Source organism: Streptomyces sp. NPDC005722, from assembly GCF_040630935.1.
Taxonomy (GTDB): Bacteria; Actinomycetota; Actinomycetes; order Streptomycetales; family Streptomycetaceae; genus Actinacidiphila.
Genome location: NZ_JBEXYN010000013.1, coordinates 191,977 through 212,114, shown reverse-complemented (window position 1 = coordinate 212,114; position 20,138 = coordinate 191,977). Strand labels below are relative to the sequence as shown.

The 20,138-nt window shown below is 70.5% G+C and carries 21 protein-coding genes; 4 read left to right on the top strand and 17 right to left on the bottom strand.

What is annotated here, in order from left to right; all coding sequences use genetic code 11:
- Positions 1-166: 166 nt before the first annotated feature.
- Positions 167-535 carry a holo-ACP synthase gene (locus ABZ479_RS18080; RefSeq protein WP_499606463.1) on the bottom strand — a complete coding sequence of 123 codons (369 nt, stop codon included), beginning with the start codon at positions 533-535 and terminating at the stop codon, positions 167-169.
- 7 nt (positions 536-542) lie between these two features.
- Entirely contained in the window at positions 543-2,390 is a 1,848-nt protein-coding gene (gene glmS, locus ABZ479_RS18075) for a glutamine--fructose-6-phosphate transaminase (isomerizing) (RefSeq protein ID WP_500462478.1), read from the bottom strand.
- Positions 2,391-2,821: 431 nt separating this feature from the next.
- Here glmS and coaA point away from each other — a divergent pair, with 431 nt between their 5' ends.
- Both coaA and ABZ479_RS18065 read left to right on the top strand, forming a co-directional pair.
- The gene (gene coaA, locus ABZ479_RS18070; protein ID WP_500462477.1) at positions 2,822-3,811 is read left to right on the top strand and encodes a type I pantothenate kinase; all 990 of its coding nucleotides are present in this window, start codon (positions 2,822-2,824) and stop codon (positions 3,809-3,811) included.
- A 29-nt stretch (positions 3,812-3,840) separates the two neighbouring features.
- Positions 3,841-4,788: a DUF389 domain-containing protein gene (locus tag ABZ479_RS18065; RefSeq protein WP_500462476.1), complete on the top strand. Its 948-nt coding sequence runs from the start codon at positions 3,841-3,843 to the stop codon at positions 4,786-4,788.
- A 19-nt stretch (positions 4,789-4,807) separates the two neighbouring features.
- Here the strand turns inward: ABZ479_RS18065 and glmM are convergent, their stop codons facing one another.
- From glmM to ABZ479_RS18045, 4 genes are all read right to left on the bottom strand, one after another.
- On the bottom strand, positions 4,808-6,166 hold the full coding sequence (gene glmM, locus ABZ479_RS18060; RefSeq protein ID WP_500462475.1) for a phosphoglucosamine mutase: 1,359 nt from the start codon (positions 6,164-6,166) through the stop codon (positions 4,808-4,810).
- A 145-nt stretch (positions 6,167-6,311) separates the two neighbouring features.
- Positions 6,312-6,812: a 30S ribosomal protein S9 gene (gene rpsI / locus ABZ479_RS18055; RefSeq protein ID WP_319140461.1), complete on the bottom strand. Its 501-nt coding sequence runs from the start codon at positions 6,810-6,812 to the stop codon at positions 6,312-6,314.
- A gap of 40 nt (positions 6,813-6,852) precedes the next feature.
- On the bottom strand, positions 6,853-7,299 hold the full coding sequence (gene rplM, locus ABZ479_RS18050) for a 50S ribosomal protein L13 (RefSeq protein ID WP_089229083.1): 447 nt from the start codon (positions 7,297-7,299) through the stop codon (positions 6,853-6,855).
- Positions 7,300-7,577: 278 nt separating this feature from the next.
- Positions 7,578-9,200 (bottom strand): ATP-binding cassette domain-containing protein, encoded by a 1,623-nt coding sequence (locus ABZ479_RS18045; protein WP_500462474.1) that lies wholly within the window; start codon positions 9,198-9,200, stop codon positions 7,578-7,580.
- A 65-nt stretch (positions 9,201-9,265) separates the two neighbouring features.
- Here ABZ479_RS18045 and ABZ479_RS18040 point away from each other — a divergent pair, with 65 nt between their 5' ends.
- Both ABZ479_RS18040 and ABZ479_RS18035 read left to right on the top strand, forming a co-directional pair.
- Positions 9,266-10,306, top strand: coding sequence for a hypothetical protein (locus ABZ479_RS18040; protein WP_500462473.1), 1,041 nt, complete (start codon positions 9,266-9,268; stop codon positions 10,304-10,306).
- 25 nt (positions 10,307-10,331) lie between these two features.
- Positions 10,332-12,182: a hypothetical protein gene (locus ABZ479_RS18035; RefSeq protein ID WP_500462472.1), complete on the top strand. Its 1,851-nt coding sequence runs from the start codon at positions 10,332-10,334 to the stop codon at positions 12,180-12,182.
- Between the two features lie 42 nt (positions 12,183-12,224).
- Here the strand turns inward: ABZ479_RS18035 and truA are convergent, their stop codons facing one another.
- The 11 genes from truA to secY form a co-directional block, all read right to left on the bottom strand.
- Complete coding sequence (truA, locus tag ABZ479_RS18030; protein ID WP_500462471.1) at positions 12,225-13,082, bottom strand: tRNA pseudouridine(38-40) synthase TruA; 858 nt, start codon at positions 13,080-13,082, stop codon at positions 12,225-12,227.
- A gap of 72 nt (positions 13,083-13,154) precedes the next feature.
- Positions 13,155-13,658: a 50S ribosomal protein L17 gene (rplQ, locus tag ABZ479_RS18025; RefSeq protein WP_499606452.1), complete on the bottom strand. Its 504-nt coding sequence runs from the start codon at positions 13,656-13,658 to the stop codon at positions 13,155-13,157.
- Between the two features lie 81 nt (positions 13,659-13,739).
- Positions 13,740-14,762 carry a DNA-directed RNA polymerase subunit alpha gene (locus ABZ479_RS18020; RefSeq protein ID WP_500462470.1) on the bottom strand — a complete coding sequence of 341 codons (1,023 nt, stop codon included), beginning with the start codon at positions 14,760-14,762 and terminating at the stop codon, positions 13,740-13,742.
- Positions 14,763-14,868: 106 nt separating this feature from the next.
- Complete coding sequence (gene rpsD, locus ABZ479_RS18015; RefSeq protein WP_499513434.1) at positions 14,869-15,495, bottom strand: 30S ribosomal protein S4; 627 nt, start codon at positions 15,493-15,495, stop codon at positions 14,869-14,871.
- Between the two features lie 36 nt (positions 15,496-15,531).
- Positions 15,532-15,936, bottom strand: coding sequence for a 30S ribosomal protein S11 (gene rpsK, locus ABZ479_RS18010; RefSeq protein ID WP_003956432.1), 405 nt, complete (start codon positions 15,934-15,936; stop codon positions 15,532-15,534).
- A gap of 65 nt (positions 15,937-16,001) precedes the next feature.
- Positions 16,002-16,382, bottom strand: a complete 381-nt coding sequence (rpsM, locus tag ABZ479_RS18005) for a 30S ribosomal protein S13 (RefSeq protein ID WP_089226450.1) — start codon at positions 16,380-16,382, stop codon at positions 16,002-16,004.
- A 188-nt stretch (positions 16,383-16,570) separates the two neighbouring features.
- Positions 16,571-16,684: a 50S ribosomal protein L36 gene (gene rpmJ / locus ABZ479_RS18000; protein ID WP_003956441.1), complete on the bottom strand. Its 114-nt coding sequence runs from the start codon at positions 16,682-16,684 to the stop codon at positions 16,571-16,573.
- Positions 16,685-16,712: 28 nt separating this feature from the next.
- A complete protein-coding gene (gene infA, locus ABZ479_RS17995; RefSeq protein ID WP_003956442.1) occupies positions 16,713-16,934 on the bottom strand; it encodes a translation initiation factor IF-1 in 222 nt (73 codons plus the stop codon).
- A 153-nt stretch (positions 16,935-17,087) separates the two neighbouring features.
- Positions 17,088-17,924, bottom strand: a complete 837-nt coding sequence (map, locus tag ABZ479_RS17990) for a type I methionyl aminopeptidase (protein WP_018558888.1) — start codon at positions 17,922-17,924, stop codon at positions 17,088-17,090.
- Between the two features lie 92 nt (positions 17,925-18,016).
- On the bottom strand, positions 18,017-18,691 hold the full coding sequence (locus ABZ479_RS17985) for an adenylate kinase (protein WP_499606450.1): 675 nt from the start codon (positions 18,689-18,691) through the stop codon (positions 18,017-18,019).
- Complete coding sequence (secY, locus tag ABZ479_RS17980) at positions 18,691-20,004, bottom strand: preprotein translocase subunit SecY (RefSeq protein ID WP_499606449.1); 1,314 nt, start codon at positions 20,002-20,004, stop codon at positions 18,691-18,693. Before secY ends, ABZ479_RS17985 begins: the two co-directional genes overlap by 1 nt.
- Positions 20,005-20,138 lie beyond the last annotated feature (134 nt).

Below are 20,138 nucleotides of genomic sequence, written 5' to 3'. Positions count from 1 at the left end.
CCGGCGCCTGAACCCCAGCCGCCCACCCACCCGCAGACTGCCGACCGGCCCCGGACCGCCACCCTCCCACCCGCAGCCCGCCGCTGTGCGCCCGAAGGGCGCGAGACGGCGCGACAGCCGAGCAACCGGCGCGGCACCCACCGGGCACCCCCGACCGGACCGCCGCTCAGCCCTCGGCGATGACCACCGCGGACGCGACCCCCGCGTCGTGGCTGAGGGAGACGTGGAACGATCGCACCCCCAGTTGCTCCGCCCGCGCCGCCACCGTCCCCCGGACGAGGAGCCGCGGCTGCCCCGAATCCTCCGTGACGACCTCCGCGTCCGCCCAGTGGAGCCCCCCGGGGGCTCCCAGCGCCTTCGCCACCGCCTCCTTCGCGGCGAACCGCGCCGCGAGGGAGGCGCCGCCCCGGCGGGCCCCACTGGGAAGGTGGAGCTCGCCGGGGAGGAAGAGCCGCTCGGCCAGGCCGGGCGTGCGCTCCAGGGACTGCTCGAAGCGCTCGATCTCGGCGACGTCGATGCCCACCCCGATGATCACGGCGCGGTCACTCGACCGTGACGGACTTCGCGAGGTTCCGCGGCTGGTCGACCTCGTTGCCGCGGGCCGTGGCCAGCTCGCAGGCGAAGACCTGCAGCGGCACCGTCGCGACCAGCGGCTGCAGCAGCGTGGGGGTCTGCGGCACCCGCACCAGGTGGTCGGCGTAGGGGACGACGGACTCGTCGCCCTCCTCCGCGATGACGATGGTGCGCGCACCGCGGGCCCGGATCTCCTGGATGTTGGAGACGATCTTGTCGTGCAGCACCGAGCGCCCGCGCGGCGACGGCACGACCACGACGACCGGGAGGTCCTCCTCGATCAGCGCGATGGGGCCGTGCTTGAGCTCGCCGGCGGCGAACCCCTCGGCATGCATGTAGGCGAGCTCCTTGAGCTTGAGCGCGCCCTCCAGGGCCACGGGGTAGCCGACGTGGCGGCCGAGGAAGAGGACGGTGTTCTTGTCCTTGAGGGAGCGGGCGAGTTCGCGGACCGGCTCCATGGTCTCCAGGACCTGCTCGACCTGGCGGGAGATCTGGGAGAGCTCGCGGATGACGGCGACGATCTCGTCCCCCCACTTCGTGCCGCGCACCTGGCCCAGGTAGAGGGCGACGAGGTAGCAGGCGACGACCTGGGTGAGGAACGCCTTGGTGGAGGCGACGGCGACCTCGGGGCCGGCGTGCGTGTAGAGCACCGCGTCGGACTCGCGCGGGATGGTGGAGCCGTTGGTGTTGCAGATGGCCAGCACCTTGGAGCCCTGCTCGCGGGCGTGCCGCAGGGCCATGAGGGTGTCCATGGTCTCGCCGGACTGGCTGATGGCGACTACCAGCGTGCGGGGGGCCAGGATCGGGTCGCGGTAGCGGAACTCGCTGGCGAGCTCGACCTCGCAGGGGATGCGGGTCCAGTGCTCGATCGCGTACTTGGCGATCATGCCCGCGTGGAACGCGGTGCCGCAGGCAACGATGACGATCTTGTCGACCTCGCGCAGCACGGAAGTGGGGATGCGGACCTCGTCGAGGGTCAGCAGGCCGCTCGCGTCGATCCGGCCCAGCAGCGTGTCGGCGACGGCCTTGGGCTGCTCGGCGATCTCCTTGAGCATGAAGTAGTCGTAGCCGCCCTTCTCGGCGGCGGAGGCGTCCCAGTCGATGTGGTACGGCCGGACGTCGGCGGGCTTGCCCTCGAAGTCGGTGACGGTGACGCCCTCCCGGCGCAGCTCGACGACCTGGTCCTGGCCGAGCTCGATCGCGTCGCGGGTGTACGCGATGAAGGCCGCGACGTCGGAGGCGAGGAAGTTCTCGCCGTCGCCGACGCCCACGACGAGCGGGGAGTTGCGGCGGGCGCCGACCACGACATCCGGCTCGTCGGCGTGCACGGCCACCAGGGTGAAGGCGCCGTCGAGGCGGCCGCAGACCTGGCGCATGGCCTCGGCGAGGTCGCCGGTGGAGGAGTAGGCCTCGGCGAGGAGGTGGGAGACGACCTCGGTGTCGGTCTCGGAGAGCAGGTCGTGGCCGCGCTCGGAGAGTTCGGCGCGCAGGGCGGCGAAGTTCTCGATGATGCCGTTGTGGACGACGGCGACCCGGCCCGCGTTGTCCAGGTGCGGGTGCGCGTTGGCGTCCGTGGGGGCGCCGTGGGTGGCCCACCGGGTGTGCCCGAGGCCGGCGGGGCCGGTCGGCAGCGGGCGCTCGTCCAGCAGCTTCTCCAGGTTGGCGAGCTTGCCGGCCTTCTTGGCCGCGGCCAGGCCGCCGTCGGCGAGGACGGCCACGCCCGCCGAGTCGTACCCCCGGTACTCCAGTCGCTTCAGACCCGTGATGACGACGTCGAGGGCGGACTGGCCGCCCACGTATCCAACGATTCCGCACATGAGGAGAACTCTAGGCGGCGAACGGCGGGCGTCGAGCCCGACGACGGGAGGCGCAGTTCCCCGGACAGGGACGGTCCGGGGCACCGCGGCGGAGAGTTCAGCTGTGCTCGGTCGGCGCGCGTCACCAGCGGTACGAAGACCACCGCGATCCCCGCAGCCCACAGCGGTGACCACATGACGGGTCCGGCGACCGCACCGGAGCCGGTCGTCAGCCCCCGTACGGCGTCGGCCAGGCGGGTGACCGGAATTGACGTCCCCCACGCGCGGAGCCAGCAGGGCATGGCATTGGCCCTCACGAAGGCGCCGGAGGTGAAGGTGAGCGGCATGACCAGCACGAAGCGGAAGGTCATCGCCTGCTCGGGCGCGGTGACGGCACCCGGCCCGGGCGACCCCGGCGTGAGGGCCGTTCACCCCGGCGCAACAATGAATCCGTGCCGCCGACGATTTCACCCAACCCACCCCGCCGCCGCGCCGAGCCCACGCCGTACGTCGACCTGACGCGGGCCGAGTGGAGCGCGCTGCGCGACCGCACGCCGCTGCCGCTCACCGCGGAGGAGGTCGAGCGGCTGCGCGGCCTCGGCGACGTCATCGACCTCGACGAGGTGATCGACGTCTACCTGCCGCTGTCGCGACTGCTCAACCTCTACGTCGGCGCCACCCACGGCCTGCGCGGCGCGGTCAACACCTTCCTCGACGACACCGGGGAGGGCCGCTCGCAGGCCGGCACCCCCTTCGTCATCGGCGTCGCCGGCAGCGTCGCGGTCGGCAAGTCGACCACGGCGCGCATCCTGCAGGCGCTCCTCGCCCGCTGGCCCGAGCACCCGCGGGTGGAGCTGGTCACCACCGACGGCTTCCTGCTGCCCAAGGCCGAGCTCCAGCGCCGCGGGCTGATGTCCCGCAAGGGCTTCCCCGAGTCGTACGACCGGCGCGCGCTGACCCGCTTCGTGGCCGACGTGAAGGCCGGCAAGGACGAGGTGCGCGCACCCGTCTACTCGCACCTGATCTACGACATCGTGCCGGACGAGGAGCTGGTGGTCCGGCGGCCGGACATCCTCATCGTGGAGGGCCTGAACGTCCTGCAGCCCGCGCTGCCTGGCAAGGACGGCCGCACCCGGGTCGCGCTCGCCGACTACTTCGACTTCAGCGTGTACGTGGACGCGCGCACCGAGGACATCGAGCAGTGGTACCTGGCGCGCTTCCGCGAGCTGCGCGAGACCGCCTTCCAGAACCCGCTGTCGTACTTCCACCGCTACACCGAGGTCTCCGAGGAGGAGGCCATGGAGTACGGCCGCCACACCTGGCGCGAGATCAACCAGCCCAACCTGCTGGAGAACGTGCTCCCCACCCGCGGCCGGGCCACCCTGGTCCTGCGCAAGGGCCCCGACCACAAGGTGCAGAAGCTCTCCCTGCGCAAGCTGTAGTGCGCCGGCCGGGGGGTAGCCTGCCCCGCATGCTGCATCTTCGGATGATCGTCCCGCAGGGGAGCACCGACGAGGTCCTCTCCCTCGTCGAGGGAACCGTCGGCGCCACCCACGTCGCGGTGCTGCCCGGCGCGGCCCGCAACCCACGCGGGGACATCGTCATGTGCGACGTCGCGCGCGAGGCGGGTGACGAACTGCTGCGGGCCCTGCGGCGCATGGGTGTCGCCGATACGGGCTCCATCGCGGTGCAGCACATCGACCTGTCACTGTCGAACAGCGCGGACAGGGCCGAGGAGGAGGCGCCCGGTGAGGGCGCGGACGCCGTGCTGTGGGAGTCACTGACCGACGCCACCCACGAGGAGTCCACCCTCACCGTCACCTATCTGGCGTTCCTGGCCCTGGCGACGATGCTGGCAGCCTGCGGGGTGATGCTGGACAGCGCGATCCTGATCGTCGGCGCGATGGTGGTGGGCCCGGAGTTCGGGCCGCTGGCCGGCGTGTGCACCGGCCTGGTCCAGCGCCGCGGACGGCTGGCCCGGCGCTCGCTGGTGGCGCTGGTGGTGGGCTTCCCGGTGGCGATGGTGCTCACCGGCGGTTTCAACTACCTGATGGACGTCCTCGGCGTCTTCAGCGTGGACGACTTCACGGCGCCGCATCCGTCGACCGCTTTCATCTGGCAGCCGGACGCCAGTTCCTTCGTGGTGGCCTTCCTCGCCGGGATCGCCGGGATCCTCTCGCTGACGTCCGCCAAGTCCGGTGCGTTGGTCGGGGTGGCGATCTCGGTGACCACCGTCCCGGCCGCCGCCAACGCCGCCCTCGCGCTGTCCTACGGCGACTACCGCGAGCTGTGGGGCTCCTCGGCTCAACTGGGCGTCAACCTGGCGGGCATCGTCATCGCGGGCGTCCTGACGCTGCTCGCCCAGAAGGGCTTCTGGGCGATGCAGCGCAGGCGGCGTTCGGTGTCGCGCGCTTCCTAGCCGGCCGGGCCGTGCCGGTCTAGCCGAGCGCGGACTTCACGGCGTCGGCGAGCCGGCCGGCCACGGAGCGGGCGTGGTCGATGTCGGCGGCCTCGACCATGACGCGGACCACCGGCTCGGTACCGGAGGAGCGCAGCAGCACCCGGCCGGTGGTGCCGAGCTCGGCCTCCGCCTCGGCCACGGCCGCGGACAGCTCGGTGGAGGACTCGACGCGGCTCTTGTCCACGTCCCGGACGTTGACCAGGACCTGCGGCAGCCGCTCCATGACGGCCGCCAGCTCGGTCAGCGAACGCCCGGTGGAGGCGATCCTGGCGGCCAGCATGAGGCCGGTGAGGGTGCCGTCGCCCGTGGTGGCGTGGTCGAGGATGATCACGTGGCCGGACTGCTCGCCGCCGAGCGCGTAGCCGTGCTCCTTCATCGACTCCAGCACGTACCGGTCGCCGACGGCGGTCTGTACGAGGTCGAGGCCCTCGCGCTCCATGGCGAGCTTGAAGCCCAGGTTGGACATCACGGTGCCGACGACGGTGTTCTTGCGCAGCCGGTCCGCCTCGCGCATGGCGACGGCCAGGACGGCCAGGATCTGGTCGCCGTCGACCTCGTTGCCCTGGTGGTCCACGGCCAGGCAGCGGTCGGCGTCGCCGTCGTGGGCGATGCCGAGGTCCGCGCCGTGGTCGATGACGGCGGCCTTGATCAGGTCCAGGTGGGTGGAGCCGCAGCCGTCGTTGATGTTGAGGCCGTCCGGCTCGGCGCCGATGGTGATCACTTCGGCGCCGGCCCGGGCGAAGGCCTCGGGCGAGACGCGGGCGGCGGCGCCGTGGGCCTCGTCCAGGACGATCTTCAGACCGTCCAGGCGGTGCGGCAGGACGGCGATCAGGTGGGCGACGTACTGGTCGAAGCCCTCGTCGTACTCGCGGACGCGGCCCACGCCGGCGCCGGTGGGGCGGTCCCAGGGGGCGCCGGTGCGGTGCTCCTCGTAGACGGACTCGATGCGGTCCTCGAGCTCGTCGGCGAGCTTGTGACCGCCCCGGGCGAAGAACTTGATGCCGTTGTCGGGCATCGGGTTGTGGCTCGCGGAGAGCATCACGCCCAGGTCGGCGCCGAGCGCCCCGGTGAGGTAGGCCACGGCCGGGGTCGGCAGCACGCCCACCCGCAGCACGTCGACGCCGGCGCTGGCGAGCCCGGCCACCACGGCGGCCTCCAGGAACTCTCCGGACGCGCGCGGATCCCGTCCCACCACCGCCACCGGCTTGTGGCCCTCGAACGTGCCCGCCTCGGCGAGCACGTGCGCCGCCGCGACCGACAGTCCGAGCGCCAGCTCGGCCGTCAGATCCGCGTTCGCGACACCGCGCACACCGTCCGTACCGAAGAGTCGTCCCACGTCTTTCCTCCGAGATGTTGCCGTGCTCCGCCCCGTACGCTTCGGGCGTTCATCCGGTGATACGTCTATACCCCCCGAAACGCGTACGCCCCGGAGACGCACAAAGTGCCTCCGGGGCGTACGTGCAGTGCAGCACCCGTGATGCTTAGCGCTTGCTGTACTGCGGCGCCTTGCGGGCCTTCTTCAGACCGGCCTTCTTGCGCTCGATCTCGCGCGCGTCGCGGGTCAGGAAGCCGGCCTTCTTGAGCGGGCCGCGGTTGTTGTCGACGTCCGCCTCGTTCAGCGCACGGGCGACACCCAGGCGCAGCGCACCGGCCTGGCCGGAGATGCCGCCGCCGTTGATGCGGGCGATGACGTCGTAACGGCCGTCGAGCTCAAGGATCTTGAACGGCTCGTTGACTTCCTGCTGGTGCACCTTGTTGGGGAAGTACTCCTCAAGGGTGCGACCGTTGATCGTCCACTTGCCGGAGCCCGGGATGATCCGGACGCGGGCGACGGACTCCTTGCGGCGGCCCGTACCGGCGGCCGGCTGGGGCTCGCCGAAGCGGGAGGCGAGGGACTCGGAGGTGTACTCCTCCGGGATCTCGATGGTCTCCACGATCTCGCCGTCCTCGACGAGAGGGGTCTCAGGGGTGGTCTCGGCCACGATGCTCCTCAGATGCTTTCTGTGTCGGTGGTGGCCGGGACTAGCCCTGCGCGACCTGGCTGATCTCGAACGGAACCGGCTGCTGGGCGCCGTGCGGGTGCTCCGCACCCGCGTACACCTTCAGCTTCGAGAGCATCTGGCGGCCCAGGCTGTTCTTGGGCAGCATGCCCTTGACGGCCTTCTCGATGGCCTTCTCGGGGTTCTTGTCGAGCAGCTCGTCGTAACGGACGGAGCGCAGACCGCCCGGGAAGCCCGAGTGACGGTAGGCGAGCTTCTGCTGCTTCTTGTTGCCGGAGAGGTGCACCTTGTCGGCGTTGATGATGATGACGAAATCACCGGTGTCGACGTGAGGCGCATAGATCGGCTTGTGCTTGCCCCTCAGGAGGGACGCGGTCTGGGACGCCAGACGGCCCAGGACGACGTCCTGCGCGTCAATGACGTGCCACTGGCGCTGGACATCGCCGGGCTTGGGGCTGAACGTACGCACGGTCGTAGCCTTCGCTTCTTCAGTGAGTGGGTACTGACAAGGCCACCCGGACGATCACGACAGCCCTATCGCCTGCGGCGACGCATACCGCAGGACGAACGCTGGTCATCGGCCCGGTGAACCGGCGTAGCGGCCTCTCACGTGAGAACGAGCAAGCCAATACGCATAACGAACCTGCAGAATACCCGCGGCTGCCCGTTCGGGTCAAAACAGCCGGTGCGGGGGCGCGCCAGGCCCCGCTGGCCCCGGCTCCTCCTCCGCTCCGGCCCAGGTCCCGGTCACCGCTCCCTGACCACCCGGGTCTCTTCCCACACCGGTTCCGGAACCTCCCGGACGAGCCCGTCCGAGCCGAAGACCAGGTAGCGGTCGAAGCTGCGGGCGAACCAGCGGTCGTGGGTGACCGCGAGCACGGTCCCGTCGAACGCCTCCAGACCCTCCTGCAGGGCCTCCGCCGACTCCAGGTCCAGGTTGTCGGTCGGCTCGTCCAGCAGCAGCGCCGTCGCCCCGGCGAGTTCCAGCAGCAGGATCTGGAAGCGTGCCTGCTGCCCGCCCGACAGCTGGTCGAAGCGCTGGTCGCCCTGCCGGTCGAGCTCGTAGCGCCGCAGCGCGGACATCGCCTTGCCGCGGTCGCGCGCGTGCTCGGTCCACAGGATGTCGACGAGGGTGCGACCCATCAGCTCCGGATGCGCGTGCGTCTGCGCGAAGTGGCCCGGCACGACGCGCGCGCCCAGCTTCCACTCCCCCGTGTGGCGCACGCCGGGATCCCCGGCCAGCAGCCGCAGGAAGTGCGACTTGCCCGAGCCGTTCGAGCCGAGGACGGCCACCCGCTCCCCGTAGAAGACCTCCAGGTCGAACGGCTTCATCAGCCCGGTCAGCTCCAGCCGCGCGCAGGTGACGGCGCGCAGGCCGGTGCGCCCGCCGGACAGCCGCATGCGGATGTCCTGCTCGCGCGGCGGCTCCTGCGGCGGCCCCGCCTCCTCGAACTTCCGCAGCCGGGTCTGCGCGGCGCGGTAGCGGGAGGCCATGTCGGGGCTGATCGCCGCCTGCTGACGGAGGGTCAGCACGAGCTTCTTCAGCCGGGCGTGCTCCTCCTCCCAGCGCCGCCGCAGCTCCTCGAAGCGCGCGAAGCGTTCCCGCCGCGCCTCGTGATACGTGGCGAAACCGCCGCCGTGCACCCACACGTCCGAGCCTGCCGGTCCCGGCTCCACGCTGACGATCTTCTCGGCGGAGCGGGCCAGCAGCTCCCGGTCGTGCGAGACGAACAGCACCGTCTTCCTGGTCTGCTCCAGCTGGTCCTCCAGCCAGCGCTTGCCGGGGACGTCGAGGTAGTTGTCCGGCTCGTCCAGCAGCAGCACCTCGTCGGTACCGCGCAGCAGCGCCTCCAGCACCAGCCGCTTCTGCTCGCCGCCCGACAGCGTGCGCACCTCGCGCCACTGGGCCCGCTCGTAGGGCACGCCCAGCGCGGCCGTGGTGCACATGTCCCAGACCGTCTCCGCCTCGTAGCCGCGGGCCTCCGCCCAGTCGCTGAGCGCCTGCGCGTAGGCCAGCTGGGCGGCCTCGTCGTCCTGCGCCATGATCTCCAGCTCGGCGGCGTCGACGGCCGCGGCGGCCTCGCGGATCCGCGGCGGCGCCACGGACACCAGCAGGTCCCGTACGGTGCGGTCGTCCCGTACCGAGCCGACGAACTGCGGCATGACGCCCAGCCCGCCGCTGACCGTGACCGTGCCGCCGTGCGGCTTCAACTCCCCGGAGATCAGCCGCAGGAGGGTCGTCTTGCCGGCGCCGTTCGCCCCGACGAGGGCCACCGCGGCGCCCTCGCCCACCCGGAACGAGACGTCGCCCAGCAACACCCGGCCGTCCGGCAGGTAGTACTCCAGATGCGCAACGTCCACATGTCCCATGCCTGGATTCTCGTAGCGCGGTCGCCCACCGCCAAACTGGTTTTCTCCTCTATAGAATCCGCGCCATGACTGACGGGCCGCAGCAGCCGTACAACCCGAACCAGGGATGGACCGCACCGCCGGGACAGCAAGGCGTCCCGGGAACCCCCGGGGAGCAGCGCCAGGTGCTCCGCGGCCAGGTCGTCGGCGGCCCCGACCACCAGCCACAGCAACCCGCCTGGACCCCGCCGCCGGACTGGGCGCCGCCGCAGGCCGGGCAGGGCACCCGGGGCCCCTCGCAGCCGCAGTACGCGCCGCGTGCCGGCGACCAGCCGGACTGGTCGGCGCTCGCCGACGAGGCGGAGGCCGGCGCCAGGCGCCGCCGGCGGCTGCTCCTGATAGGCGGCGGCGTCCTGGCCGCCGCGGCCGTCGCCGGGATCGTCACGGTCGCAGTGGTCAGCTCCGGCGGCAGCCCCGCCCCCTCCCCCACCGCGACCGCCTCGGCCCCCGCCTCCGACGTCGCCCTGCCGCCCGAGCCCTCCTTCTCCGAGGTCTCCCCCGGCCCGACCTACGGCCCGCTGGACTTCCTCTCCACCGCCGCCAAGGACACCGCCCCGCTCGGCGCCGGCACCCTCTTCCCCGGCAAGAAGCTGGACTACTCCGGCGGCCGCTCCTACGTGAAGACCGCGACCAAGGAGAACCGCGACTGCGCCGACGCCGCGACCGATTCGCTGGCCGCCACCCTCGACCGCAACGGCTGCACCCGCATGATGCGCGTCACGTACACCCGCGGCGGCTCCGCGGTCACCGTCGGCGTGGCCGTGTTCAAGGACGCGGCCACCGCCAAGAAGGTGGCCAGGACCAACAAGTTCCTGCGCCCGCTGAACGGCGGCGGCGTCGCCGACTTCTGCCACGGCGTCGCGTGCTGGTCCAAGTCCGGCGCCGTGGGCCGCTACGCGTACTTCACCATCGCCGGCCCCAAGGGCGGCAAGGCCGCGACCAGCTCGGACGGTTCCCGCCAGGCCGGCCAGGACGGCTTCAACTACGCCTTCAACCGCATCGTCCAGCGCGGCAGGGACCAGGCCGACGCCGCGATGGCCTCCGAGGCCGCCCCACCGGCCAACTGACCCCACCCCACCGGACCGGAACGGCATGCCCTCCCTGCGTACGCTGCTGACCCTGCCCCGCATGCTCCGCCACGGCGCCGCCGTCGGGGCCGGCCTGCCGCCGGACGAGGCCGTCGTCCTGGACGTCCCGGACCTCCCGCTGCGCGGCGCGCTCGCCGCGGCGGGCGGCGGCGACCACGGGCCCGCCCGGGAGCTGCTGTCCGCGACCCGGCTGGGCTGCCAGTGGGAGCTGCGCGACACCTACGTCTCCGAGCTGGCGCAGTTCGCCCTCCACAACCCCGGCTGGCTGGACGCCTGGCTCGCCGCCGCCCCGGAGGACCCGGACGCGAGCCTGGTCAAGGCCGACCTGTGCATCCACCAGGCCTGGGAGATACGCAGCGGCGCCCGGGCCTCGCAGGTCTCGCCGGAGCAGTTCAAGGCCTTCTTCACACTGCTCAAGGACGCGGTTCCGGTGATCGGCGCCGCCGCCGAGCTCAACCCCGCCGACCCCGTCCCGTGGCGCGTCGCGCTCACCCACGCGCGCGGGATGCAGTCCTCACGGAAGATCTTCGACGCGTACTGGGCCGAGGCCGTCGAGCGCGCCCCGCACCACTACGGCTGCCACGCCTCCGCGCTGCAGTACCTGTGCGCGAAGTGGTACGGCACCCACCACGAGATGTTCGACTTCGCCGAGCAGGCCGCCGAGGAGGCCCTGCCCGGCTCGAAGATCAACGCGTTGCCGCTGCTCGCCGCCGTCGAGTACGAGATCGTCGCCGGGGGGACCGCCGCCGACGACGCGTCCGGCGCGGACGCCGTCGAGCCGGCCCGCGTCGCCGCCGCCGTGGACCGCGCCCTGGAGCTGTCCGGCTGGTACGACCCGGGCGATCCGGAGGCGGCGGAGTTCCGCAACCACCTGGCGCTGATGCTGGTGCGCGCCGGCCGGTGGCAGGAGGCGCTGCGCGTCTTCCGTGACATCGGCGTGCACGCCACCGGCTTCCCGTGGGCCTACCTGGGCGCCGATCCCCGCCAGGAGTTCCTGGACTTCCGCACCGGGGTGCGCATGCAGGTAGCCACCCGCACCCCGTTCTTCGGCACCCCGCCCGCGGTCCCCGTCCCGGCCGGCGGCCACGACTGGGCACCGCGCACCCTGGCGGTGGCCTCCGCGCCCCTCACCTCCGTCGCGCAGGCGGCGCTGCTGTGCCGGACCGGGCTGCGGCTGGCCCCGGCGGGAGCGGGCTTCACCCATGTCGAGCTGACCGGGGAGGGCAGCCTGGCCGGGGCCGTCGACCTCTTCACGGCGGGCGAGAAGTGGCCTGCCGTGGTCCTGCAGCGCTCGGGCGACCGGTACGGGATCACGCTGTACGCCAAGGGCCGGAAGGTCGCCGCGCACGAATGGGCGCCGGGCGCGCCCGTGCCGTCCCTGGACACCGCCGGTGCCACGGCCGCCGCCCTCGCCGCGGCCTACGGCGTCCGCGACGCCCGGCCCCTCACGGCGCTGCTGCGCGGCATGGACGCCCCGGGGCGGCGGCTGGCGGACACGGTGACGGCACTGGGCCTGCCGGCGCTCCCGGAGGGGTTCGGTGAACGCCAGGCGGCGCTCGACGGCGTCCCCGGGGCCCGGGTACTCGCCCCGCGCGGCTTCCTCTCCGGGGTCAGGGACACCCTCACCACGGAGCAGGGCAGCATGCCGCTCCCCCCGCGGGGCACTCCGGTGCGCCTGCCGGGCCGCTGGTGGGCGACGCGCGCGCTGTACGTGCTGCTGGTCGTCCCGGCCGCCTGCTTCTCCTGGTGGGGCGCCTTCCACGACCGGCTCCGCCCCGTCCCGCTGGTGCTGACCTCCCTGGGCTCCGGCTACGTCCTCACCCAGGTGGTCACGGCACTGCGCCGCCGCGGATGAGCCGCCGCCGCAGATGACCGGGTGCGGCGACCCGGCCGCCGCTCAGGCCCGCGGCAGCGGCAGCGTGCGCAGGTTGCGGGCCTCGCGGTTGCGCGCGGCCAGCAGTTCGTCGGCCGGGTAGCCGACCTCCTCCAGGGTCAGCCCGTGCGGCCGCACCACGTTGACCGCCGAGTGCCGCACCCGTCCCGCCAGGACCTCGCCGGGGAAGCCGGCCGGCCGGTGCCCGTCGCCGACCAGCAGCATCGCCCCGACCAGGGCGCGCACCATGTTGTGGCAGAAGGCGTCGGCGCGTACGGTCGCCACGGCCAGGCCGGAGGCGTCCCGTACCCAGTGCAGTTCCAGGAGGGTGCGGATGGTCGTCGCGCCCTCGCGCTTCTTGCAGTAGGCCGCGAAGTCGTGCTCGCCGAGCAGCCTGCGCGCCGCCTCGTTCATCAGCTCGACGTCCACCGGCCGGTCGTGCCAGAGCACGTGCCCCCGCAGCAGGGGGTCCACCCCGCCCTGGTGGTCGCCGACGCGGTAGGCGTAGCGGCGCCAGATCGCGGAGAAGCGCGCGTTGAAGCCGGCCGGGGCCCGCGAGACCCTCCACACCCGTACGTCCCAGGGCAGCCGTCCGGCCAGCCGGCGCAGCAGCTTGTCGCCCTCCCGCTCCCAGACCTCCTCCGACAGCTCGACGTGCGCGACCTGTCCCCGGGCGTGCACACCCGCGTCAGTACGACCGGCGACGGTCAGCTCGACCGGATCGGGCAGCCGCAGCACCGTCTGCAGGGCCGACTCCAGCTCGCCCTGGACGGTCCGCCTGCTGCGCTGCTTCGCCCACCCGGAGAACTCGGCCCCGTCGTACGCCAGGTCCAGCCGCACCCGGACGTACCCGGGCTCCACCTCATCGCTCGCCACACTCACCCGCAGATCCTCTCAAACACGCGGACGGGCCCGCCCCCAGCGATCTGGGTGCGGGCCCGTCCGGTCGGGACGTCAGGCGTCCTTGGACTCCTCGGCCGGAGCCTCGGTGGCCTCGGCCTTGTCCTCGACCTCGGCCGGAGCCTCGGTCTTGGCCTCGGACTCCTTGACCGCGCGCTTGGTCGCGGCCTCCGCCTCGCCCGTGGCCTGCTGGGCCACGGTCAGCGCCTCCACCAGCTCGATGACCGCCATCGGCGCGTTGTCGCCGCGACGGTTGCCGATCTTGGTGATGCGGGTGTAACCACCCGGGCGGTTCTCGTACCGCGGGGCGATCTCGGTGAAGAGCGTGTGGACGATGCCCTTGTCCGTGATCGTCTGCAGCACCAGGCGACGGTTGTGGATGTCGCCCTTCTTCGCCTTGGTGATCAGGCGCTCCGCGACCGGACGCAGACGGCGCGCCTTGGCCTCGGTGGTGGTGATGCGACCGTGCTCGAACAGCGACTTCGCGAGGTTCGCGAGAAGCAGACGCTCGTGCGCGGCGCTGCCGCCCAGACGGGCACCCTTGGCGGGCTTCGGCATGGTGTTTCTCCTCAGATCTGCACCGGCCGTGTCAGGTACCGGTGTCAGGAACCCCCCAGGCGGACGCCTGGAGGCAGTTCATCAGTACTGCTCGGTCTCCACGAAGCCGGCGTCGGCGTCGTCGTCCGCACCGAAGGTGTCAGCGGCGGAGGTCGGGTCGAATCCGGGCGGGCTGTCCTTGAGGGCCAGGCCCATGCCGGCCAGCTTCGCCTTGACCTCGTCGATCGACTTCGCACCGAAGTTGCGGATGTCGAGCAGGTCCGCCTCGGAGCGCGCCACGAGCTCGCCCACGGAGTGGATGCCCTCGCGCTTGAGGCAGTTGTAGGAACGGACGGTGAGCTCGAGCTCCTCGATGGGGAGCGCGAGGTCCGCCGCCAGGGCGGCGTCCGTCGGGGACGGGCCCATGTCGATGCCCTCGGCGTCGACGTTCAGCTCGCGGGCGAGACCGAACAGCTCGACGAGGGTCTTGCCGGCCGAGGCCATGGCGTCACGGGGACGCATGGCCTGCTTGGTCTCGACGTCGACGATCAGCTTGTCGAAGTCGGTGCGCTGCTCGACACGGGTCGCCTCGACCTTGTAGGTGACCTTGAGCACCGGGCTGTAGATGGAGTCGACCGGGATACGGCCGATCTCCTGGCCCACCTGCTTGTTCTGCACGGCCGAGACGTAGCCGCGACCGCGCTCGACGGTCAGCTCCATCTCCAGCTTGCCCTTGCCGTTCAGCGTGGCCAGGACGAGGTCGGGGTTGTGCACCTCGACACCGGCCGGGGGCGCGATGTCGGCGGCGGTGACCACACCCGGGCCCTGCTTGCGCAGGTACATCACGACCGGCTCGTCGTGCTCCGAGGAGATCACGAGCTGCTTGATGTTGAGGATGAGGTCGGTGACGTCCTCCTTGACGCCCGGCACGGTGGTGAACTCGTGCAGGACGCCGTCGATCCGGACCGAGGTGACGGCGGCACCCGGGATCGAGGAGAGGAGCGTGCGGCGGAGCGAGTTGCCGAGGGTGTAGCCGAAGCCCGGCTCCAGCGGCTCGATCACGAACCGGGAGCGGAACTCGTCGACGACCTCTTCGGTCAACGAGGGGCGCTGAGCGATCAGCATGGGGTATTGCCTCCAGTCTCCGGCACCCACTATTTGATGCCGAGGCTTCAAGGGTACGGGCGGCGCGGCACGAGGTGTGCCGCACCGCCCGGGACCGTGAGCCCTGCTACTTCGAGTAGAGCTCGACGATCAGCTGCTCCTGCACCTGGGTGTCGATCACCGGGCGCTCGGGCAGGTTGTGCACGAGGATCCGCAGACGTGAGGGGATCGCCTCCAGCCAGGCCGGGACGGTCCTCTCGCCTGCCTCCCCCTGGGCCACCGCGAACGGCGTCAGGTTGCGGGAGGACTCACGGACCTCGACGATGTCGTTCGCGACGACACGGGCCGACGGGATGTCGGTCTTGACGCCGTTCACGAGGAAGTGGCCGTGACGGACCAGCTGCCGCGCATGATCGCGCGACTTGGCGAAGCCCGCCCGGTAGACCACGTTGTCCAGCCGGGACTCCAGGATGCGGAGCAGGTTCTCACCGGTCTTGCCGGACCTGCGGTTCGCCTCCACGTAGTACCCGCGGAACTGCTTCTCAAGGACACCGTAGATGCGCGCGCACTTCTGCTTCTCGCGCATCTGCAACAGGTACTCGCTGTCCTTGGTGCGCCCGCGTCCGTGCTCACCCGGGGGGTAAGGACGGATCTCGATCGGGCACTTCGCGCTCTCGCACTTGCTCCCCTTGAGGAAGAGCTTCTGCTTCTCCCGACGGCAACGCTTGCAGTCGGCCCCGGTGTAACGCGCCATTCCTGTTTTTCTCCTACCTGCTCAGCGGATTGCTGATCAGACGCGCCGGCGCTTCGGCGGGCGGCATCCGTTGTGCGGGGTCGGAGTGACGTCCTGGATCGAGCCGACCTCGAGGCCGGTGGCCTGGAGGGAGCGGATCGCGGTCTCACGGCCGGAGCCGGGGCCCTTGACGAACACATCGACCTTGCGCATGCCGTGCTCCTGCGCGCGACGCGCGGCCGACTCGGCGGCCATCTGCGCGGCGAACGGGGTCGACTTGCGCGAGCCCTTGAAGCCGACGTGGCCGGCGGAGGCCCAGGAGATCACGTTGCCGGACGGGTCCGTGATCGAGACGATGGTGTTGTTGAACGTGCTCTTGATGTGCGCGTGGCCGTGAGCGACGTTCTTCTTTTCCTTGCGGCGCACCTTCTTGGCAGCGCCCTGACGACCCTTGGGGGGCATCTACTAACTCCTACGGGAGGTGGTCGGTCCTACAGCGAAGACCGCTGACGAGCGTCCGCTGAGGACTACTTCTTGCCCGGCTTCTTCTTGCCGGCGATGGCGCGACGCGGGCCCTTGCGGGTGCGGGCGTTGGTGTGGGTCCGCTGGCCGTGGACCGGCAGGCCGCGACGGTGGCGCAGACCCTGGTAGCAGCCGATCTCGACCTTGCGACGGATGTCCGCCTGGATCTCGCGACGGAGGTCACCCTCGGTCTTGATGTTGGCGTCCACGTACTCGCGGATCTTGACCAGGTCCTCTTCGTCCAGGTCGCGGACCCGGGTGTTCGGGTTCACGCCGGTGGCGGCGAGGGTCTCCTGGGCCAGGGTGCGGCCGATGCCGAAGACGTAGGTGAGGGCGACCTCCACACGCTTTTCGCGCGGGATGTCGACACCTGAAACGCGTGCCATTCAATGGCTCCTGTGGTGTCCGGGGGTCTTCCGCAGCACCGTTCCTGACCGCCGTACGAGGTACGGATCAGGTCTCCGGCCCCCGCCGGAGGTGCCGTCAGCCGGAGGCTCTCCGGCCGGACGGGCGCTGCGTATGTACATGTTTGCTCGCGTCGCGCGAAGAACTGCGAGGTGCAGGTCGGCGTGCGTCAGCCCTGGCGCTGCTTGTGGCGCAGGTTGTCGCAGATGACCATGACCCGGCCGTGGCGGCGGATCACCTTGCACTTGTCGCAGATCTTCTTGACGCTCGGCTTGACCTTCATGGAATTCAGGTTCTCCGGGTCGTGAGATCTACTTGTAGCGGTAGACGATCCGTCCGCGCGTGAGGTCGTAGGGAGACAACTCCACAACGACTCGGTCATCGGGAAGGATGCGGATGTAGTGCATCCGCATCTTGCCACTGATGTGCGCGAGGACCTTGTGACCGTTCTGCAGCTCCACCTTGAACATAGCGTTCGGCAGAGACTCGATCACGGTGCCCTCGATCTCGATGGCGCCTTGCTTCTTGGCCATGTCCTGCTTTCGGGATCGGCTACCTTGGTCGGCTTTTGGCATGCCTGAAGGCATTCGCGAGCCGACGTGACAGTCTACGCCAGCCGTTCCTGAAAGACGAATCCGGGGTGTATGCCCCCGAACGAAGATCGTTAAGCGGTACGGAGGGGGCGCTCAGGCGAGCGGGTCCGGCGCGGCCGTGATCCCGTACTCCGCCAGCTTGGCCTTGCCGCCGTCGCGGGCGGTCAGGACCAGCGGGCCCTCCTCGGTCAGCGCGACGGAGTGCTCCCAGTGGGAGGACCAGGTGCCGTCGTCGGTCTTGACCGTCCACTCGTCCTCGAGGACATGGGTGAGCGGGGTGCCCAGGCTGACCATCGGCTCGATGGCCAGGCACATGCCCGGCACCAGGCGCGGGCCCTTGCCGCGCTTGCGCGAGACGTAGTTCAGCAGGTGGGGGTCCATGTGCATCTGCGAACCGATGCCGTGGCCGCCGTACTCCTCGATGATCCCGTACTTGCCGCCGCCGGGCTTCGGCTGCCGCCGGATGTACGTCTCGATGGCACGGGAGATGTCGACCAGCCGGTCGCCCTTGCGGAAGGCGGCGATGCCGGCCCACATGGACTCCTCGGTCACCCGGCTCAGCTCCACGAGCTCCGGGGCGTGACCGCTGCCGACGAAGGCGGTGTACGCCGCGTCGCCGTGCCAGCCGTCGACGATGGCACCGCAGTCGATCGAGATGACGTCGCCGTCCTTCAGGACGGTCGCGGTGTCCGGGATGCCGTGGACGACCACGTCGTTCACCGAGGTGCAGATGGTGGCGGGGAAGCCGCCGTAGCCGAGGAAGTTCGGCTTGGCCCCGTGGTCGGCGAGCACCTTGCGGGCCACGTCGTCCAGGTCCTTGGTGGTGGCCCCGGGTACGGCCGCCTCACGGGTCGCCTCGTGGATCGCCGCGACGACCAGGCCCGCCGCGCGCATCTTCGCGATCTGCTCGGGGGTCTTGATCTCCACCATCGGTCCTGGCCTTCCTTCGTCCCACGGGATACCTCAACGGTACGGCCGCGGGGTCCTGGGGGACACCGCGGCCGCAACGGTCACGCATGTGCTCAGGCGGCGCTGTCGCCCGAGTCCTTCTTGTCCTGCAGCGCGTCCATCGCCCGCTTGGTCACCTCGGTGACCTTGCCCAGGGCCGAGATGGTGCGCACCAGGCCCTGCTGCTTGTAGTAGTCGATGATCGGCTCGGTCTTGCTGTGGTACTCCTCCAGCCGGACCCGCACCTTCTCCTCGGTGTCGTCCGAACGCTGGTACAGCTCACCACCGCACTGGTCGCACACGCCCTCGACGGCCGGAGTGTTGTAGACCACGTGGAACACGTGGCCGCCGTCCTTGCGGCACAGCCGGCGACCGGCGATCCGCTTGACGACCTCCTCCTCGGGGACCTCCAGGTCCAGGACGGCGTCCAGCGCTATCCCGTTCTCGGCGAGGATCTTGTCGAGCGCCTGGGCCTGGCCCACGTTCCGCGGGAAGCCGTCGAGCAGGAAGCCGTTCCCGGCGTCCGGCTGCAGCATGCGGTCCTTGGCCATGCCGATGGTGATCTCGTCGGGGACCAGCCGTCCGGCGTCCATGTACTCCTGGGCCTTGCGGCCCAGCTCGGTGCCCTGGCTGATGTTCGCCCGGAAGAGGTCGCCCGTGGAGATGTGCGGGATCGACAAGTTCCTGGCAAGGTACGCGGCCTGCGTACCCTTGCCGGCCCCGGGAGGCCCGACGAGGACGATGCGCATCAGCGGAGGAACCCTTCGTAGTTACGCTGCTGAAGCTGGCTCTCGATCTGCTTCACGGTCTCCAGGCCGACACCCACGATGATCAGGATGCTCGTCCCGCCGAACGGGAAGTTCTGGTTCGCGTTGAACAGCACCAGCGCCACAGTGGGCACCAGGGCGATCAGACCCAGGTACATCGCGCCCGGCCACGTGATGCGGTTGAGCACGTAGCTGAGGTACTCCGCGGTGGGACGACCAGCCCGGATGCCCGGGATGAACCCACCATACTTCTTCATGTTGTCCGCGACTTCTTCGGGGTTGAACGAGATGGCCACGTAGAAGAAGGCAAAGAAGACAATCAGCAGGAAGTACGCGGTGATGTAGATCGGGTGGTCGCCCTTGACCAGGTTGTCCCTGACCCAGTTTGCCCAGGTCGAGGTGGATCCACTGAACTGGACCACCAGTGACGGGATGTACAGGAGCGATGACGCGAAGATGACGGGAATCACACCCGCCTGGTTCACCTTCAGCGGGATGTAGGTGGAGGTTCCTCCGTACGAACGACGACCGATCATGCGCTTCGCGTACTGCACGGGGATGCGGCGCTGCGCCTGCTCGACGAAGACGACCAGGGCGACCATCGCCAGACCCACCATGATGACGGCGCCGAACTCGACCCAGCCGTCCGCGATGTTCCCGGACTTCTTGATCGCCCAGAGGGCGCCCGGGAAGCCGGCCGCGATCGACAGGAACATCAGGATCGACATGCCGTTGCCGATGCCGCGGTCGGTGATCAGCTCGCCCAGCCACATGATCAGGGCGGTGCCCGCGGTCATCGTGATGACCATCGTGACCGTGGTGAAGATCGACTGGTCGGGGACGATGTTGAAGCGGTCGGGGCACTGCTGGAAGAGGCTGCCGGAGCGGGCGGTGGCCACCAGGCCGGTGCCCTGGAGGATCGCGAGCGCCACGGTCAGGTAGCGCGTGTACTGCGTGATCTTCGTCTGGCCGGCCTGGCCCTCCTTCTTGAGGGCTTCCAGGCGCGGGATGACCACGGTGAGCAGCTGCAGGATGATGCTCGCGGTGATGTACGGCATGATGCCGAGCGCGAAGATCGTGAGCTGCAGAAGAGCGCCGCCGCTGAAGAGGTTCACCAGGCCGAAGAGGCCCTGGTTCCCTCCGACCGCCTTGATGCAGGAGTTGACCACCTGGTAGTCGACACCCGGGATCGGGATGTGGGCTCCCAGCCGGAACAGCACCATGATGGCCAGCGTGAACAGCAGCTTCTTGCGCAGGTCGGGCGTCCTGAACGCCCGGGCGAACGCGGTGAGCACGGTGCCTCCTGCGCCCCCCGCTTCTTGGGCGGGAGGTGACGGTGTTGAAAGCTACGAATGGTGGTACTGCAAAACGATCGGGGTTGCCTTACCCGCGTCAGCACACAGGCTCCGCAAGACTAGCCCGGCCCACC